The sequence below is a fragment of the Rhodothermales bacterium genome, from assembly GCA_041391505.1.
GTDB lineage: Bacteria > Bacteroidota > Rhodothermia > Rhodothermales > JAHQVL01 > JAWKNW01.
This window is the reverse complement of sequence record JAWKNW010000005.1, coordinates 127443-144632: the sequence shown is the minus strand read 5'-3', so window position 1 is coordinate 144632 and position 17190 is coordinate 127443. Positions and strand designations below refer to the sequence as shown.

At 64.5% G+C, this 17190-nt stretch carries 15 protein-coding genes; 8 read left to right on the top strand and 7 right to left on the bottom strand.

Annotation, left to right across the window (positions count from 1 at the left end):
- Position 1: 1 nt before the first annotated feature.
- The 4 genes from R2834_07290 (at position 2) to R2834_07275 (ending at position 1830) form a co-directional block, all read left to right on the top strand.
- Positions 2–742 (top strand): thioesterase, encoded by a 741-nt coding sequence (locus R2834_07290; protein MEZ4700118.1) that lies wholly within the window; start codon positions 2–4, stop codon positions 740–742.
- 69 nt (positions 743–811) lie between these two features.
- The gene (locus R2834_07285) at positions 812–1207 is read left to right on the top strand and encodes a hypothetical protein (GenBank protein MEZ4700117.1); all 396 of its coding nucleotides are present in this window, start codon (positions 812–814) and stop codon (positions 1205–1207) included.
- Between the two features lie 6 nt (positions 1208–1213).
- The gene (locus R2834_07280; GenBank protein MEZ4700116.1) at positions 1214–1429 is read left to right on the top strand and encodes a hypothetical protein; all 216 of its coding nucleotides are present in this window, start codon (positions 1214–1216) and stop codon (positions 1427–1429) included.
- The gene (locus R2834_07275; GenBank protein ID MEZ4700115.1) at positions 1414–1830 is read left to right on the top strand and encodes a GNAT family protein; all 417 of its coding nucleotides are present in this window, start codon (positions 1414–1416) and stop codon (positions 1828–1830) included. Before R2834_07280 ends, R2834_07275 begins: the two co-directional genes overlap by 16 nt.
- On the opposite strand, the gene R2834_07270 is transcribed toward R2834_07275, so the two are convergent.
- The 3 genes from R2834_07270 to R2834_07260 all read right to left on the bottom strand — a co-directional run bounded on the left by R2834_07270 (position 1820) and on the right by R2834_07260 (position 4770).
- Entirely contained in the window at positions 1820–2530 is a 711-nt protein-coding gene (locus R2834_07270) for a hypothetical protein (GenBank protein MEZ4700114.1), read from the bottom strand. The two genes, R2834_07275 and R2834_07270, sit on opposite strands and share 11 nt — an antisense overlap.
- Before the next feature lie 73 nt (positions 2531–2603).
- Positions 2604–3779: an FAD-binding oxidoreductase gene (locus tag R2834_07265; protein ID MEZ4700113.1), complete on the bottom strand. Its 1176-nt coding sequence runs from the start codon at positions 3777–3779 to the stop codon at positions 2604–2606.
- A 4-nt stretch (positions 3780–3783) separates the two neighbouring features.
- Complete coding sequence (locus R2834_07260; GenBank protein MEZ4700112.1) at positions 3784–4770, bottom strand: MDR family oxidoreductase; 987 nt, start codon at positions 4768–4770, stop codon at positions 3784–3786.
- 350 nt (positions 4771–5120) lie between these two features.
- Between R2834_07260 and R2834_07255 the strand changes: the two genes are divergently transcribed.
- Entirely contained in the window at positions 5121–5867 is a 747-nt protein-coding gene (locus tag R2834_07255; GenBank protein MEZ4700111.1) for an energy transducer TonB, read from the top strand.
- Here the strand turns inward: R2834_07255 and R2834_07250 are convergent, their stop codons facing one another.
- The 3 genes from R2834_07250 to R2834_07240 form a co-directional block, all read right to left on the bottom strand.
- Positions 5868–7472 carry a hypothetical protein gene (locus R2834_07250; protein ID MEZ4700110.1) on the bottom strand — a complete coding sequence of 535 codons (1605 nt, stop codon included), beginning with the start codon at positions 7470–7472 and terminating at the stop codon, positions 5868–5870. It abuts the gene before it with no gap.
- Between the two features lie 284 nt (positions 7473–7756).
- Positions 7757–8245, bottom strand: a complete 489-nt coding sequence (locus R2834_07245; protein MEZ4700109.1) for an NUDIX hydrolase — start codon at positions 8243–8245, stop codon at positions 7757–7759.
- Positions 8246–8401: 156 nt separating this feature from the next.
- Positions 8402–8857 carry a MarR family transcriptional regulator gene (locus R2834_07240; protein MEZ4700108.1) on the bottom strand — a complete coding sequence of 152 codons (456 nt, stop codon included), beginning with the start codon at positions 8855–8857 and terminating at the stop codon, positions 8402–8404.
- Between the two features lie 274 nt (positions 8858–9131).
- Between R2834_07240 and hppD the strand changes: the two genes are divergently transcribed.
- Positions 9132–10268, top strand: a complete 1137-nt coding sequence (gene hppD / locus R2834_07235) for a 4-hydroxyphenylpyruvate dioxygenase (protein MEZ4700107.1) — start codon at positions 9132–9134, stop codon at positions 10266–10268.
- Positions 10269–10663: 395 nt separating this feature from the next.
- Here hppD and msrB read toward each other — a convergent pair whose 3' ends face one another.
- Positions 10664–11065, bottom strand: coding sequence for a peptide-methionine (R)-S-oxide reductase MsrB (msrB, locus tag R2834_07230; protein MEZ4700106.1), 402 nt, complete (start codon positions 11063–11065; stop codon positions 10664–10666).
- A 234-nt stretch (positions 11066–11299) separates the two neighbouring features.
- Here msrB and R2834_07225 point away from each other — a divergent pair, with 234 nt between their 5' ends.
- Together R2834_07225 and R2834_07220 are read left to right on the top strand one after the other, a co-directional pair.
- Positions 11300–13762, top strand: coding sequence for a DUF5060 domain-containing protein (locus R2834_07225; GenBank protein ID MEZ4700105.1), 2463 nt, complete (start codon positions 11300–11302; stop codon positions 13760–13762).
- 196 nt (positions 13763–13958) lie between these two features.
- Positions 13959–17099: a DUF5060 domain-containing protein gene (locus tag R2834_07220; GenBank protein ID MEZ4700104.1), complete on the top strand. Its 3141-nt coding sequence runs from the start codon at positions 13959–13961 to the stop codon at positions 17097–17099.
- Positions 17100–17190: the final 91 nt, after the last annotated feature.

Genomic DNA, 17190 nt, shown 5'->3' with positions numbered 1-17190 from the left:
CGTGTCGCATCCTACCGATCCACGGATCTGGCGCGAGTCGTTTCGCGTCCGCGCCTACGAAGCCGGCCCCGATCAGCGTCTGACGATCGCCTCGCTGTGCAACTACCTGCAGGAAGTCGCCGGCAACCACGCCCAGGCCCTCGGCGTCTCGGTGACGCAGCAGCCGGGACTCACGTGGATGCTGAACCGGCTGCACGTGCGGATCGATCGCCTGCCGGTCTGGGGCGACACGGTGACGGTGGACACCTGGCCCTCGGGGCACAACGGCCTCCTGGCCTGGCGCGAGTTTCTCGTGCGGGACGGCAACGGCGCCCTCCTCGTTGCGGGCGCCAGCGCGTGGGTGATGATCGACATTGAACGCCGGCGCCCGATCCGGCTGCCGGCGTTCATCGACGCCATCCCGCTGCCCGACGCCGAGCGCCCCATCGCCGATCCGTTTCCGAAACGGGTACCGCCGCCCGTGGCGACGCATGCCGCCGCGTTCACCGTGTATCCGGGAGACCTGGACCCGAACGGTCACGCCAACAACGTCTGTTTCGCCGGCTGGGCGCTGCACGCGCTCCCTCCGCAGGCCGGCGCGCTGCGTAGCTTGGAGATCGACTTCAAGGCCGAGGCCCACCTGGGCGATCGCATCGTTTCCGAAGCCGCCCCGTCCGGCGAGTCGGCGTTCGCGCACGGGCTCTACCGGGAAGAAGACGGGGGCAGGCGCCTGATCGGGGTGGCTCGCACGACGTTCGGCTGACGCGATGACGGGAGCACGTCAGGATTGCCGCATGATGGCATATCCCCCATCACCCAAAAGAGCACCATCATGCCTGTAGTCTCAGACTTCACCATCATCCACGGCGTCGGCACCGGCCTCGTCATAGGCGACAGCGGACATCATCCCATTTTCGAAACCCAGTTCAACACCGGCGGCCGCCGTTCGACCGGGCACGCCATCATCACGTTCATGGTGCGCGGCTTGACCGCCGCGACGCAGGGACCCCAGATCAAGATCAACAACAAGTTCGCCGGCCGGGTCGAACCCGCCCGCGGCGCCGACCCGGGACACTGGTTCACGCAGACGATCAACATCTCGGGAGCCCTGCTGAACGACGGATCGAACGAATTCGAAGTGCACGCCGCCCCGAATCCGCTGGGGACGGATACCTACGACGACTTCGTGCTGAAAAACATCATCTGCCACTTCCAACAGGAAGCCTGACCACGCATGCCCCGCATCGCCTATCCGGATACGCCCCTCGCCGGCGACCACGTGCGCCTCGCCCCCCTACAACCCGACCACCTGGACGCCCTTTGCGCCGTAGGCCTCGATCCGGCGTTATGGACCTGGAACCCGCGCCAGGTGACGAACCGGGACGACCTGGAGGCGTACCTGCAGGTCGCCTTCGAGGGCAGGGACCGGGCGAGATGTTGCCGTTCGTGATCGTCGAGCGGGCGACCGACACCGTCGTCGGCAGCACCCGGTACGGCGCCGTCGACCTGGCTAACAGGCGGTTGGAGATCGGGTGGACGTGGATCGGCCGACCCTGGCAGCGTACGGCCGTCAATACGGAGACCAAACTCCTGCTGCTCACCTACGCCTTCGAATCGCTCGGCTGCCAGCGCGTCGAACTCAAAACCGACGTGCTCAACGAAACCTCGCGACGGGCCATCCTGCGCCTGGGTGCGAAGGAGGAAGGGACGTTCCGAAACCACATGGTCGTCGCCGGCGGACGCGTGCGCGACACCGTCTATTTCAGCATCGTCGACACCGAGTGGGAAGACGTCAAACGCCGGCTGCAGGATAAACTGTCCCGACGGAGCCAGGCCTCGCCTAGAACGTGAAGTCGACGCCGATGCGGGGCAGCACCACGTCGGTGCGCGATTCCAGCACGTCGAACGTCACCTGGCCGTTTTCGCGCCGGATCGAGCCGCGTTTGAGGTACGAGGCATTGCCTCCGAGGAGATAGTCCGCCCCGACATGCAGGAGGAAGGAGGTCGTGTGACCCGTCTCGCTGGTGGTGCTGCCGAGGACGAAATCTACGCCGGCGCCGATGCCGTAGCTGGCCGCGATATCGTCGAAGTTGGTCGATGAGGCCACATCCTCGTCGGACCCGATGTCCTTGATGGACGTCTGGGTGAAGAGGTATTTGAATCCGAGCAGCGCCTGCGCGTAGGGCTGGACGCGGTTTGCCGTGGGCTGGAAGCGAAAGAAGAGGTGGCCCAGCGCGATATTGTTCGTGGTTTCGACGCGGACGCGGACGTCCGGGATCGTGGTGCTGAACGGCTCGGTCCGGCGCTCGAACCCGTAGACGAGGTAGCCGAGGTCTATCCCGAGCATCGCCGGCGAGGAGCCGAACTGCAGCAGCCCCATCCCGCTGATCCCGAAACCGGGATGCCCTACGCTGTCGGAGAAGTCACCCACGGGCACGCCGACGGCGAAATCGATCCCGGCGCGCGGTCGCACCTGGGCGGAGGCATCGAGAAGGAAGAACGTCAACGCCGCGAGTGCGAGGCTGCGAGGAAGCATCGTACGGACACGCATGGGAGGGTTCGGTGGTGGCAATGAGGGTGGGGTGGATGGATGGCGACGGATACGCAGGGGAAGGCCGGAGGATTCAGCCGCCTTCGAAACGCCGCGCATCAAAATAGCGATCTTCCGCGTCGGCGGGAAGCCCGAGGACGCGTTCGGCCAGCATCCGCCCGATGCGAAAGCCGTAGCCCATGCCGTGCCCCGTCAGCCCGCCGGCCCAGAAGGAACCCGGCATGTCCGGCACCGCGCCGATCACGGGCAGATGATCCGGAGAAAACCCCATCGTGCCGCTCCAGGGCCGCTCCACCCGCAGCGCGCCCGCCACCGGAAAATGCGCCTCGACATACGCTACGAGCGCCTGTTGCAGCGCCGGCGTGACGGCGTCCTCGAGACCGACCTCGACGTCGGCGAACAGGTGGCGCGCGCCGCCCACCAGCAGCCGGCCGTCGGGCATCTGGCGGATGTAGTAGAATCCTTCGTGCGAATAGACGGGCTCGTTCAGCCAGACGGGCACCGGGGCGGTGGCCAGCATCTGCGCGCGGACCGGACGCACATACGCGCTCATCCAGGGAAAAAGACCGGGGCCGTACGCGTTGAGCGCGAACACCGTCTGGCCGGCCTCGATGCGTCCGCCCGGCGTTTCCAGCGACACCCGACTCCCATCCCAGTCCGCCCGCACCACCCGCCGATGCTCGAGCAGGTTCGCGCCGCTCGCGCCGGCGATGGCGCGCACGAGGCGAACCGAGTCGACCGTACCGCCGGTCGGCACGTACATCCCCCCGTAAAACCCGTTTGCCTGGATGCGCCGGTGCAACGCGTCGGCATCGAGAAACTGCACCGGCTCGCCCTGCTCGCGGAGAAGGTTCGCCGAGCGCAGGAGCCGCTCCGCCTCGTCGGGCGTGCCGGCGACGGTCAGGCTCCCCGTCCGGGCCAGATCGAACCGTTCACCGTCGAACGCGCGTTCGACCCATGCCCGATTCTCGCCGGAGATGCGCCAGAGATAGGCGGCGACGTCGTTTCCATACCGCTCGATGTCCGAGGCATAGTCGGAGGCAGAACCCTGGAGCAAAAACCCGGCATTACGTCCGCTGGCCCCGCTGGCGAGGGCGCCGGCGTCGACGAGGGCCACGCGCAGGGAGGGGCGAAGCTGCCCCAGCCAGTAAGCGGTGGAGGCCCCGACGATGCCGCCGCCGACGACCGCCACGTCGGTGGATTGGACCGGGCCGGCGTTGCGATGCTGCCAGAATGAGATCGTGCCCATGCGTTCAGCCGTTTACGTCTACGACAAATCGCCCCGTCACGCCTCCGCGCATCAGGGCCTCGCAGGCCGCCGGCACGCCGGAAAGCGGCACCGTTTGGAGGTGGCGCTCGAACGTTTCGCTGCGGGGCAACGCGCTGAGACGGTCCCAGGCCTCCACGCGATCGGCGTACGTGCAGGTATTCGAGTCGATGCCCTGCAGGGTGACGCCGCGAAGGATGAAGGGGAACACCGTCGTGGAGAACTCCGCCGCGCCGGCGAGGCCGCACGCGGCCACGCAGCCGTGCCGCGCCGTCTGGCTGAGGATCGCGGCGAGCGTGTTGCCGCCGACCGAGTCGACCGCGCCGGCCCATCGCCCGGCATCGAGCGGCCGGCGAGGCCCCTGCCCCAGCTCGTCTCTTCCGATGACCTCCGCCGCGCCGAGATCGCGCAGGTAGGGTCCGGCGTCCGCCTTGCCCGTCGAGGCCGTGACGGCGTAGCCGAGGGACGACAGGATGCGGACGGAAAAGCTGCCCACCCCGCCGGTTGCCCCGGTCACGACGATGGGGCCGGCATCCGGCGCCACGCCGTGTCGTTCGAGCGCGAGGGCGGATAACATGGCCGTGAGGCCGGCGGTGCCGGCGGCCATGGCCTCGAAGGGCGTCATGGCCTCGGGCAGCGGCACCAGCATCGAGGCCTCCACGCGCTGGAGCTGGCTGTAACCGCCCCACCGCTCCTCGCCGATCCCCCAGCCGGTGCCGATCACGGCGCGGCCGACGGGGTAGCGCGGATCGTCCGAACCGATCACCTCGCCGGCGAAGTCGATCCCCGGGATAAACGGAAACGCGCCGCGCACGATCTTGCCGCGCCCGGTGACGGCGAGCGCATCCTTGTAGTTGATGGACGAGTAGGCGATGCGCACCGTCACGTCGCCGGCGGGCCACGCGTCATCGGCCACCGGGCGCACCCGGGCGTCCATACCGTCCGTCTTTTTTTCGAGGAAAAGCGCGTTCATGGTACCCAATGTCCCAAAAAATAGCCTTTAAGGTCAGGAGGCGGTCACGATGCGTTCGTGGCACGTGACATGGCGCAGGTTTGCGCGGCGATCGATGGGTGCGGGATGTTGGATGCAAGATGCAGGATGTTGGATGCAGGATGCAGGATGTTGGATGCAAGATGTTGGATGCAAGATGCAGGATGTTTGCCGGCAATTTTGCCCTGGATCGATGATCCTGCATCTTGCATCCCGTATCTCGTATCCCCCCTCCCCATGTGCCCTGAACGCGGGCCCGACCCTTACAGTTCGCTACCGGCAACAATTCGATCCGAGATTCGTCTCCAGCATAGACCAACCCGATGCCGGCCATGCCCGCACCCACGGCTTCGCGCCAGATAGTGTCCCGAATCCGCCTCGAAGGCAAACGTCCCTGCGACGCCACGCTGATGGGCCACGCCCCGTTCCGCATGGCGCTCGGGTGGACGCTGGCGCTGCTGGTGACGACGCTCGTCTTCCGCATCCCCTGGGCGCCGGGCGAAGCCTATCAGGGGTGGCGCACGGCGTCCTATCGAAATGACATCGAGCTGCAGCCGGCTCCCGAGGAAATCATCGAGAAACGGGAGATCGAGGGCGGACTCATTACGACGTTCGACGCCGAGCCGGAGGACGCCGAGGAGACGGAGAAAAAGGAGGAGGATACGAAGGGCGATGAGCCGGAAGCCATCATCCCGGAGCCCGTTTCGCGCGCGGTCGATCTCAAGCGCATGACCCAGCGCCCGATCCTGGAGTTCGCCGATCAATCGCCCCAGATCGAGGGCGGCATCGGGGCGCTGTATCTCAATATCCACTATCCGGCCGAAGCGCTCAAGGACAACGCGCAGGGCCGCACGGTGATCGAATTCGTGGTGGAGGAAGATGGAACGACGAGCCACATCACGGTGCTCCAGGCGCTCCATCCGGCGTGCGATTCCGTGGCGGTGAGCGCCATCCGGGGGACCCGGTTCGTTCCGGGCCGGCAGAACGGCGAGCTGGTCCGCGTCAAGATGCGCCTTCCGATCCGATTCCGCCTCCTGCAGCAGGGTCGGCCGGCAGACACTACCGATACCGGGACCTGATCAGCGCCGGCCGTTGAACGACGGCACCACGGCGGCTTCCACGGTCTGGTCTTCCGGCTCGACGCGCCCGCTTTCGAGATACCCCCGGTCTTCGGGCTCGAAACGGGGATCGGTGGTGAGCAGGATCTGGTCGACGTACAACCCGTCCTCGCGCATCCAGAGGTGCAAGGTGTGCATACCGGGACGGTCCACGTCCAGCATCGCCGCGCTGCGCCGGCCGCGCACGTCTCCCGTCCATTGCCAGCGATCGTACCGCTGCGTCTCGATCCGCAGCGCGGAGCGCTGCGCCACGCCGTCGAGCCCTACGTGCACCGAGTTGTCGTCGGTCCCCTCCGCCCAGACGCGCAGCCAGACATAATACGTGCCGGCGCGATCGAACCGCACCCCGTACACCAGTTCCGGGCTTCCGTGCCGGTCGGGCGCCTCGATCACCCGCCGGTGATCCGGGAGGGCGACCATGGCGCCTTCGCCCTGGTAGCCGGCGATATCGGTGCGCTTCTGCCAGAGCTGGCCCCGCGCCGGCTCGTTGGCGTCGAAGTGCTCGGCCTCGATGATGAGCAACCCCTCCACGGCATCGTATAAGCCGGCGTCGATGACGGGCACGCGATCCACGGAGAGCGCCCCGATGTCGATCCGGTCGCCGCTGACCCGGGATTGCCAGCGGCGCAGGCCGTTTCGATCGCCGTCGGCCAGCTTGAAGCTGCCGCTCGAACCATCCTCGGCCACTTCGAGCGTGCCGCGGATGCGGTAGGCGCTGCGCACGAACGTAGTGCTGCTCCAGCTGACCTCCATCTCCACGGTGTACATGCCGCGTATCGCGTTGAACTGCCAGGTGTCGACGTACGCAACACTCTTGCGGTCGTCGACGAACGGGTCGATGATTTCAATGATGCGATCGGCGGCGCGTTCGGCGAGCTGCCCGACTTCCGTCTGGCGCTCGTCATTGGTCTTCACGCGCACGGCGCGGCTGAGCGACGCGATGGCGCCGTCGATGCCGGCGAGATCCAGGTACACGTCAAACCGGATGGTGGCGCTCTGCCGATTGCGGAGTTCCGAGTCGAGCGCAAACTTGAAGTCGCGGTAGTTCGCGTCGCGCCCCAGATCGAAGCTCCCCTTTTCGCGGGCGAACGCGACCTGCACCGGCTCGTTCTCCCGGCCTTCGACATAGGCCTTGAGGCGGCCTCGCAGGCTGCGTTTCGGGCGTATCGGCTCCCAGTTTTCGGTGTCGTAGACCTGTCGCTCGAGCACGATGGGCAGTTCGTAGGTGCCGCGCTGCACGTCCTGTTCGAGGGGGTACGTGAGGTCCGGCGTGATCTGCACGCGTTTGGGAGACGCCAGCACCGAGGCCTGTTCGCACACGAGAAAGTCCTGCACCGTCCCGCACACATCGATCAGGATGCGTTCCTCGCTGCCGAGATCGGCATCGGGGATGTAGAGCGGGACGTTCGGGCCGGCGTACAGCGTGTCGTAGGCGGCATCAAGCATAAACACCACCACGCTGTCCGGGGCCACCGGCTCGTCGCCGCGCATGCGGGTCCGTTCGGCAAATACCGGCGTGACCCGCACGGAATCCCATCCCGAACGGGCCACCTGCAGATCGGCCATGACATAGTTGTGCCCGGGCCCGCATCCTGGCATCCCGACCAAAACCACGAGGCCGCATGCCAACCACCCTAACAACGGCATCAACGTCCTTTTCACGGCATTCCGGGTACCTAACGTACGGATCTCAGGCCCCCCCGCGCTCCGATCATCCGACGCGGGATTCGATCCGAGGCGATTTGCTGCATCGCGCATCGGGCATCGAGCGTCTGTCAGCGTGGATGTATGGCGGCCAGGGGGCATGTCGGTAAGGTAAGTCACTGATTGCGGCGAATCGCCCCATTGCTTCAAAGCAACCCGCGCTGCATCGCCCAGAGCAACGCGGTCATGTGGATCCCGTGCACGATTTCTCCGTCCATCATCGCCTCCAGGAGGTCGCCGGCGGGCATGCGGTGCACGCGGATCATCTCCTCCTGATCGAGCGCCTGCTCGGCGGAAGGGCTGGCATCGCGGGCCAGGTACAGGTAGGCATAGTTCGAATGGTTGCTCGGATCCGTCGAGCACCGCCCGAGAAAGGTCCAGTCAGCCGACGTATACCCCGTCTCTTCCACGAGTTCGCGCCGCGCCCCATCGAACGGATCCTCGTCCGGCTCGATGACGCCGGCCGGCAGCTCAAGACTAAAACGCCCGATCCCGTGGCGATATTGCTCCACCATCACCAGCTGCCCTTCGGTATCGAGACACACCGAAGCCGCCCAGTTGGGGTATTCGACCACGTGAAATTCTTCGATCTCATGCCCGTTGGGGAGCCGAACATGATCTTCGCGGACCTTCATCCACGCCCGATCCAACAAATACCGACGTTTTAAGACACTCCAGAGTTGCATGCGCGACAGGATGAGAAGACCACGACGCTCGGGGCCGGCGTCGAAATAGCGTGTGCGGTGTATTCTTGGTGCACCGGATTGATCCGATTCGGGGCCCGGCGACGGTCAGGTTTCCGACATGAAATTATCGCAAACCGTGTTCAGGATGCGCACGAGCTGCTCGTAGTCGGCATCGCTGTTCCCCTTCCACCCCACCCGGCGCAGTTCGAGAACGACCGGGAAGGCCTGCTCTACGAGGACGCGGCCGGCATCGGTGAGATAGATCCGGTAACTTCGTTTATCGGCGTCGTCGGGCCGTCGCTCTAGCAAGCCGCGGCGGCCGAGGAGGTCGACAATGCGGGATAGCGTCGCCGCGTGCTTGAAGCTGTGGCCGGCGAGGTCTTTCTGGGTGGGCCCGTCTTTCTCGTACAGGTTCGACAGCACGATCCATTGCTCGGGCGTGATGTCGATGCCGGCGTGCCGGAACGCACGCTGGTACTGTTGTTTGATGATCTTGTAGGTCTGATCGAGGTACGCCCCGAAGTTCTTCGTATTCGCGTAGTCCAGCATCGTACGATTCACGCTGTAGGAAAAGAACGCTGGATGATACGCGCCGGCCCGCAAGCGGGCAATCTTTGGCGGTTTCGGGATCAAACCTGGCTCCCGATTAGTTGCTACAGCAACTATAAGCACCAACCGGCCCGATGCCAGATCGCCCCCAGGCGAGGCCGGCCGGCGAGGAATAGTTGTTGCCCCTGCATCCCTTGATAACCACGCGTACGCATACCCCTTCCCGTTGGAAGCGCTTCCCGAACACCGAAGCTTGTGCTACGCGCCAGGATAGAACCCGAGCATCATGACTACCCATTCCGTACTGGACGAACCGACGGCCGGCGTCGAAGAGGATTTTTTGCCGATCAACGGCACGGACTATGTCGAATATTATGTCGGCAACGCGAAACAGGCGGCTCATTATTACCAGAGCGCCTTCGGTTTCCAGTTGATCGGCTACCGGGGCCCCGAAACCGGCTATCGGGCCACGGCCAGCTATCTGCTCCAGCAGGGCAAGATCCGGCTCATCCTCACGACGCCGCTGCGCCCCGGCAATTTCATCGCCGACCACATCTATCGGCACGGCGACGGGATACGGGACATCGCCCTCTGGGTGGACGACGCCGCGAAATCGTTCGAAGCCACGGTGAGCCGGGGCGCCGTTCCCGTGCGTGAGGTCACGGTGGACGAAGATGAACACGGTCATATCGTCACGGCGTCCATCGCCGCCTATGGCGACACGATCCATACATTTGTGGAACGCAAGGCCTACCGGGGGCTGTTCATGCCCGGCTTCGAGGCCCGCGAGAATCCGTACTGGAAGCCGGCCCCGATCGGACTGGAGTACGTCGACCACGTCGTCGGCAACGTCGATCTCGGGGACATGAACCGGATGGTCGACTTTTACGGGCACGTGATGGGCTTCAAGCAGCTCGTATCTTTCGACGACAAGGACATTTCGACCGAATATTCGGCACTGATGTCCAAGGTGATGTCGAATGGGAACGAGCGGATCAAATTCCCGATCAACGAGCCGGCGGAGGGGAAAAAGAAGAGCCAGATCGAGGAATACCTCGATTTCTACCAGGGCGCCGGCGCACAGCACGTGGCGCTCGCCACGAACGATATCCTGCACACCGTCACCGAACTCCGTAACCGCGGCGTCGAGTTCCTGCACGTCCCGACCACCTACTACGACGACCTGCAGGAACGCGTGGGATCCATCGACGAAAACCTGGGCGCGCTCCGCGACCTCGGCATCCTGGTCGACCGCGACGATGAAGGCTACCTGCTCCAGATCTTTACCAAACCCGTGGAAGACCGCCCGACCGTCTTTTACGAACTGATCCAGCGCAAAGGCGCCCGCTCGTTCGGCAAAGGCAACTTCAAGGCCCTCTTCGAAGCCATCGAGCGTGAACAGGCGCTCAGGGGGAATCTCTGAACGGCCGGCGGGGCTCGCTACGCGAGCTGTCAGGGCTCGCTACGCTCGCTGTCATTGGTCACTGGGCACTGGGCACTAGGCTTCAGGAACATGGCTCGCTACGCTCGCGGTCATTGGTCGAATGCGTCGCTCCATGCTGGCTCACTATACCAGCGCCCGATGACCAATGACCAGTGACCGCGCCCAAAGGGCGTAACGACCGCGCCCGAAGGGCGCCATGACCAGTGACCGCGCCCAAAGGGCGTAACGACCGCGCCCAAAGGGCGCCATGACCAGTGACCGCGCCCAAAGGGCGCCATGACCAGTGACCGCGCCCGAAGGGCGCAATGACCAGTGACCGCGCCCGAAGGGCGCAATGACCAGTGACCGCGCCCGAAGGGCGCTCCCCCTCCCCCTTACTCCTTTTTCTCGAAATCCAGCGCGGCGGAGTTGATGCAATAACGGAGCCCGGTGGGGTTGGGGCCGTCGTTGAAGACATGGCCGAGGTGGGCGCCGCACGACGTGCAGGTCACCTCCACGCGATGCATGCCGTGGCTGAAGTCGGCGTGCTCCTTCACCTTCTTGCGGTCCGTCGGCTGGTAAAAACTCGGCCAGCCCGAGCCGGAATCGTATTTCGTGTCCGCATCGAAGAGCGGCTCGTTGCACACGACGCAGCGATACATGCCGGCGTCCTTGTTGTCCCAGTACACGCCGGTGAATGCACGCTCGGTCCCCTTCTCCTGCGTCACGTGATACTGCTCCGGGGTCAGCCGGCTGCGTAGATCGGTCTCGTTCGATGGATGGCGCTTGTCCGTCATGATGATCGTACCGGATGATTTAAAAGGACGCCCTTTAGTACCCCGGATACGTCAATCGGTTACATCCTCGGGCCGGCAATTCGTCCACACCAAGTTGCTACAAAGCTCCCATCAGGTCTGTCGGTTTGGCGCATACGCATCCCCTACCTCGGGATGTACCATGGCTCGTCGTTTTGTATCGCGCCACGACGCCCTTCAGGCCTATTCCCGCGGAGCGCAAGGCTCCGAGAGCCCATGACCGTAACCGGCTACTCTGTCGCCTCGGTTCCCTACGCCATCCGGCGCCAGGCCCTTCGCCGTTATGCCGCCTTTGCGCTGGTATGCATGGCCCCCTTCTTCGTTCTGAGCGCCCGCTGCCGGCCGGTCCCGAGCCGGCAGGGCGTTCAGATCCTCGGCGAAAAGCGCCTCTGGCATCCCATCACGCTGCAAATGGACGGGCCGGCGGCCTCCGAGGTGGATGCGTACAACCCCTTTCTCAACTACCGGCTCGACGTCACCTTCACCCATAACGGCACCTCGTACGTCGTGCCCGGATACTTCGCGGCGGACGGCAACGCCGCCGAGACCAGCGCCATCGCCGGCTCGGTCTGGCGCGCGCATTTCGTGCCTGACGAAACCGGGGTGTGGACCTACGAAATCTCGTTCGTCGAAGGCCCGGACATTGCCATCGCCGACGACGCGTCCGGCGGCGCGCCGACGGCGTTTCACGGCCTCACGGGCTCCTTCACCGTGACCGACACCGACAAGGAAGGGCGAGACTTCCGCGCCGTCGGGATGCCGCGGTATGCCGACACGCGGTACATGCGGCTCGATAACGGCGACTGGTTTCTGGAGAATGGCTCGGGAAGCCCGGAAAACCTGCTCGCCGATCCGGAGATCGACGGCACCTACAACTTCGCCGGCGATCACCTGAAAACCTACAGCGCCCACCTCCAGGACTGGCAGGCGGGCGACCCCACCTGGAAGGGCAGCAAGGGCAAAGGGATCATCGGCGCGATGAACTACCTCGCCGGCAAGGGGATCAACAGCCAGTTCTTCATCACGATGAACGTCGAAGGCGACGGCAAGGATGTCTGGCCCTGGACGGCCTACACCGAGCGCTACCGCTTCGACGTCTCGAAGCTGGATCAGTGGGAAATCATCTTTTCTCACATGAGCGAAAAAGGCATCCTGCTCCACGTCGTCCTCCAGGAACTGGGGAACGAGTTTCTGCTCGACGGCGGCGAACTGGGGCCCCAGCGCCGGCTCTATTACCGCGAGATCATCGCGCGCTTCGCCCATCATCCACTCAAATGGAATCTGGGCGAGGAGCACAAGATCGAAGGAATCGGCAACACGGACGCCCAGCGCCAGGCGTATGTGGCGTACATCAGTGCGACCGACCCGTACAAGCATGTCATCACCATGCATTCGCAATCGGGCACGACGTTCTACATCGCGATCTATGGGCCGCTGCTGGGCAACGAAGCGTTCAGCGGCATGTCGCTGCAGGTGCACGGCGGCGAATTCGATGTCGCCGGCGACAAGACGTACAACTTCATCAAGGACTGGATCGGTCGCTCCACGGACGCCGGCCATCCCTGGATTGTCACGCTCGACGAGTGCTGCGGCTGGAACTCGGGCGTCGAGCCCGACACGAGCAATATGGACGCCGTCCGCCACTCCGAGATGTGGGGCAGCCTGATGGCCGGCGGCGCCGGCTACGACTGGTATCTCGGCTTCACCACCGAACAAAAACGCGACCTCAACCTCCAGGACTTCCGGATCTACGATTTCCTCTGGACCCAGTCCACCCACGCCCATACGTTCTTCACGACGTTCGTCCCGTTCCAGGAGTTGAAGGCCCAGACCGGCCTCACGCCGGACTATCAGAACCGGGTGCTCGCCATTCCGGGGTCGCTCTATGTCGTCTATCTCCCCAACGGCGGCACGACCACGCTGGACCTCGGGTCGACCAGCAAGACGTATCCGATCTACTGGTACAACCCCCGCACCGGCGGCAATCTGCAGACCGGCTCCAAGACCAACGTCAGCGGCCCGGGCGTCAAAACCATCGGGGATCCCCCGGAGGATCCCGAGCTCGACTGGGTGGCCGTCGTCGGCGTCCCGATTCGCACCGATATCCCGGGTACCCACCTGCCCGTCGCGTTGACGTCCTTCGACGCCGTGGCCGACGGCGGGGCGGTCGATCTGGTCTGGACCACCGCCAGCGAACTGAACAACGCCGGCTTCGAGGTGCAAATGCAGCGCGACCACACGTTCGAGACCGTCGACTTCGTGTCGGGTCACGGCACCTCCAGCGACGCCCATGTCTACCGATTCCGGACGCCGCAGCTCGCCCCCGGGTCGCACACCTTCCGGCTGAAGCAGATCGATTTCGACGGCGCCTTCGCCTACAGCCACACCGCATCGGCGCGGGTAGATCTCACGGCCAGCTACGCGCTGTCGCCGGCCTCGCCGAACCCGTTTAATCCACAGACCCAGTTTACGCTGACCGTCTCGCGTCCACAGCCGGTGACGATTGCGCTGTACGACCTGTTAGGCCGGCGGGTCGCCACGATCTTCGACGGCGAGATGCCCGCCCAGGAGGCCCGGCTGTTCCGCCTCGACGCCGGCGCGCTGCCGAGCGGTCGCTATTTCATCCAGGCACATGGCGCCTACTTCTCGACTTCGCAGTTGATCGTGCTGCAAAAATAGAACGTTACGCTCCGGGCGGCGCTGTCGTATCTTATCCCCCGGCTGCAGTCGGCATTTCCTTACAACAACGACCCGTTTCGCATCGCAACCTTGCCGGTGTTTTACACCGAACTTGGATCTGCGTGTGTCATCGACGCCTGCACTTCGTCCTTTCGATGCGCGGCCGTGGCCGTGCTTCACGTCGACTTACACGATCATGCTCAACGTGCTACATCGTCCGCCGGTCGCCTCGGGATGGCTGACCGTTTTTATCCTCCTCTGGTGCGCCATGCCATCCCGGGCGGGCGCCGCATCCTTCGATGACGCCGCGCCGGCGCCGGACCAACAGGCGGTGACCGTCACCGGCGAGTTGAAAAAGTGGCATACCGTCACCCTCACGTTCGACGGCCCCTCGACCTCCGAAACCGCCAGCCCCAACCCGTTCCGGAATTACCGCCTTAACGTCACGTTTACCAAAGGCTCCAAGACCTACGTCGTACCCGGCTACTACGCGGCCGACGGCAACGCCGGCGAAACCAGCGCCACGAGCGGCGCCAAGTGGCGCGTCCACTTCACGCCGGACGAAACCGGAACGTGGAACTACAGCGTATCCTTCGTCACCGGCACCGACATCGCCGTCAGCACCTCCGCCGGCACGCCGACCTCGTTCAACGGCACCTCCGGCTCGTTTACCATCGCGGGGACGGACAAAACCGGCGACGACTTCCGCGCGCGGGGTCGGCTCCGCTACGCCGGCAAACACTACATGAAGCTCGACAACGGGGACTGGTTTATCGAAAACGGTTCAGGCAGCCCGGAAAACCTGCTCGGGGATCCTGACTTCGACGGGACCTTCAACTTCGCCGGCGACCACCTCAAAACGTACAGCGCCCACATCCAGGACTGGAAGACGGGCGATCCATCCTGGAAAGGAGGGAAAGGCAAGGGGATCGTCGGCGCCATGAACTACCTCGCCGGCGAAGGCATCAACTCGCAGTTTTTTATCACAATGAACGTCGAGGGCGACGGCAAGGATGTCTGGCCCTGGACGGCCTACGAAGAGCGCTACCGCTTCGACGTGTCCAAACTCGATCAGTGGGAGATCCTCTTCACCCACATGAACAACAAGGGCATCCTGCTCCATGTCGTCCTACAGGAACTGGGGAATGAGTTTTTGCTTGATGGCGGAGACCTCGGCCTCCAGCGCAAGCTCTACTACCGGGAGATGATCGCCCGCTTCGGGCACCACAACCTGAAATGGAATCTGGGCGAGGAGCACAAGATCGAGGGCATAGGCAACACGGATGCGCAGCGCATCGCGTTTACGGGGTACATCAACGCGAACGACCCGTACAAGAGCATCATCACGATGCACTCGCAGGCCGGCACGGACAAATACCTGCTCATCTACGGCCCCCTCCTGGGTAACCCTGCCTACAGCGGCATCTCCTTCCAGATTCACGATGGCGAATGGGATGTCGCCGGCGACAAAACCTACAACCGCATTACCGAATGGCGCGACTACTCCACCGACGCCGGCCGGCCGTGGATCATCACGCTGGACGAATGCTGCGGGTGGAACGGAGGCGTACGGCCGGACGAGTCCAACATGGAGGCCGTCCGAAAATCCGAGATGTGGGGCAGCCTCATGGCCGGCGGCGCCGGGTTCGACTGGTACCTCGGGTTCGATGTCGATAAACGTGACCTGGAACTGGAGGACTTCCGGCGGTACGACTTCCTCTGGGAGCAATCCACCATCGCCCACACGTTCTTTACAGCGTACCTGCCCTTTCAGGACATGGAGCCCAAAAGCGGCCTCGCCCCGCTCTACTCGAACCGCGTCTTCGCCAAAACAGGCTCCATTTACGCGGTATACCTGCCGAACGGAGGTACCACCACGCTCGACCTCGGCGCTACCGTCAAGACCTACCCCGTCCAGTGGTATAATCCGCGCACGGGCGGCGCGCTGAAAAACGGGACGGTCACGTCGGTGTCCGGACCGGGCGTCAAATCGATCGGTAGCCCGCCTTCGGAGACGACCAAAGACTGGGTGGCCATCGTGGGTGATCCGCTCGACGGTCCGGTTGACCCGCCACCGCCTCCGCCGCCTCCATCCACCGCCGGCGCCTTCCTGGAATCCGGGGGCCAGGTGGTCATAGAAGCCGAACACTACGCCGCCTCCATCCCACGCGGCGGCCAGGAATGGCTCCTCAAATCCGATAAAACCGGCTTCAGCGGCGATGGCGCGATGGCGGCCCTTCCGGATCTGAATAAAAACCTCTATTCGTTTGTCAACACCAGCCCGGAGATGATCTTTGACGTGTCGTTCGGCACCACCGGCACCTACTACGTGTGGCTGCGGATGTGGGCGAATAACGCTGATGACAACCGGGTACATGTAGGACTCAATGGGCAGTCCTCCAACGCCGCGTCGTTTATGGTGACCAACACCTACAACACGTGGACGTGGACCCGCACGCGTCTGACTTCGAGTACGGCCACGCTGGGCGTCAACAGCGCCGGCACACACACCATCAACGTGTGGATGCAGAAGGACGAAGCGTATGTCGATAAGATCGTCCTCACCACCGACGCCGGCTTCACCCCCACCGGCGCCGGCCCCGCGGAAAGCCCGCGCGAAGGCGGCGAGGATCCGCCACCGCCTCCGGGCGATGCGCCGGCCGTGACCAGCCTGACGCTTATCAACGCGGTGACCGATCTGCCGATCGCCGGCTACGACCCGATCCCTGCCGGCGCGACGCTCAACCTCGCCACGCTGCCGACCCGCAGCCTCAACATTCGGGCCAACGTAAACTCCCTCACGAAAAGCCTGATTTTCGGTTACGACACGAACGATACCTACCGCAAGGAATCCCTGGCGCCCTTCGCGATCGGCGGTGATGCTTCGGGCAACTACAGCGCGTGGACGCCGGCGACCGGCTCGCACGAGGTGCGCGCCACGCCCTATGGCGGGACCAGCTTCACGGGCGCCGTCGGCGCCACGTACAGCCTGTCGTTCAGTGTGATCGACCCGTCGTCTGCTTCCAAAACGGGCGCCGTCGATGCCTCGCTCGCGATGGAGGCCGTCCCGCTCGTCTTCGCCATCGAGAGCGCCTACCCCAACCCGTTCACCGAGCGCGGCGAAGTCGTCATCACGGTCGACCGCGACCAGGTCGTGCAGGTGAGCCTGTACGACGTCCTCGGGCGGGAAATCGGGACGTTATTCGCCGGCACGCTGGAGGCCGGCGTCCGCCACCGCATCGCCGTGGATGGCGCATCGCTCGCGCCAGGCCTCTTCGTTGTCCGCGCCCGCGGCGAGACGGAGGCCCTGCAACGGATGCTCGTCCACGCCCGCTAGCCCAGACAAGATGGGCGATGCGGGATGCCAGGCCTCAAGCCATCATCCCGCATCGCTCATCCTGCATCCCGCATCCTGCATCCCCACATCC

Bases quoted from the DNA above. Each gene is read 5' to 3' on its own strand.
- R2834_07285 (MEZ4700117.1), top strand. From the start codon at position 812: ATGCCTGTAGTCTCAGACTTCACCATCATCCACGGCGTCGGCACCGGC.
- R2834_07280 (MEZ4700116.1), top strand. From the start codon at position 1,214: ATGCCCCGCATCGCCTATCCGGATACGCCCCTCGCCGGCGACCACGTG.
- R2834_07275 (MEZ4700115.1), top strand. From the start codon at position 1,414: ATGTTGCCGTTCGTGATCGTCGAGCGGGCGACCGACACCGTCGTCGGC.
- R2834_07270 (MEZ4700114.1), bottom strand. From the start codon at position 2,530: ATGCGTGTCCGTACGATGCTTCCTCGCAGCCTCGCACTCGCGGCGTTG.
- R2834_07265 (MEZ4700113.1), bottom strand. From the start codon at position 3,779: ATGGGCACGATCTCATTCTGGCAGCATCGCAACGCCGGCCCGGTCCAA.
- R2834_07260 (MEZ4700112.1), bottom strand. From the start codon at position 4,770: ATGAACGCGCTTTTCCTCGAAAAAAAGACGGACGGTATGGACGCCCGG.
- R2834_07255 (MEZ4700111.1), top strand. From the start codon at position 5,121: ATGCCCGCACCCACGGCTTCGCGCCAGATAGTGTCCCGAATCCGCCTC.
- R2834_07250 (MEZ4700110.1), bottom strand. From the start codon at position 7,472: ATGGCCGATCTGCAGGTGGCCCGTTCGGGATGGGATTCCGTGCGGGTC.
- R2834_07245 (MEZ4700109.1), bottom strand. From the start codon at position 8,245: ATGAAGGTCCGCGAAGATCATGTTCGGCTCCCCAACGGGCATGAGATC.
- hppD (MEZ4700107.1), top strand. From the start codon at position 9,132: ATGACTACCCATTCCGTACTGGACGAACCGACGGCCGGCGTCGAAGAG.
- msrB (MEZ4700106.1), bottom strand. From the start codon at position 11,065: ATGACGGACAAGCGCCATCCATCGAACGAGACCGATCTACGCAGCCGG.
- R2834_07225 (MEZ4700105.1), top strand. From the start codon at position 11,300: ATGACCGTAACCGGCTACTCTGTCGCCTCGGTTCCCTACGCCATCCGG.
- R2834_07220 (MEZ4700104.1), top strand. From the start codon at position 13,959: ATGCTCAACGTGCTACATCGTCCGCCGGTCGCCTCGGGATGGCTGACC.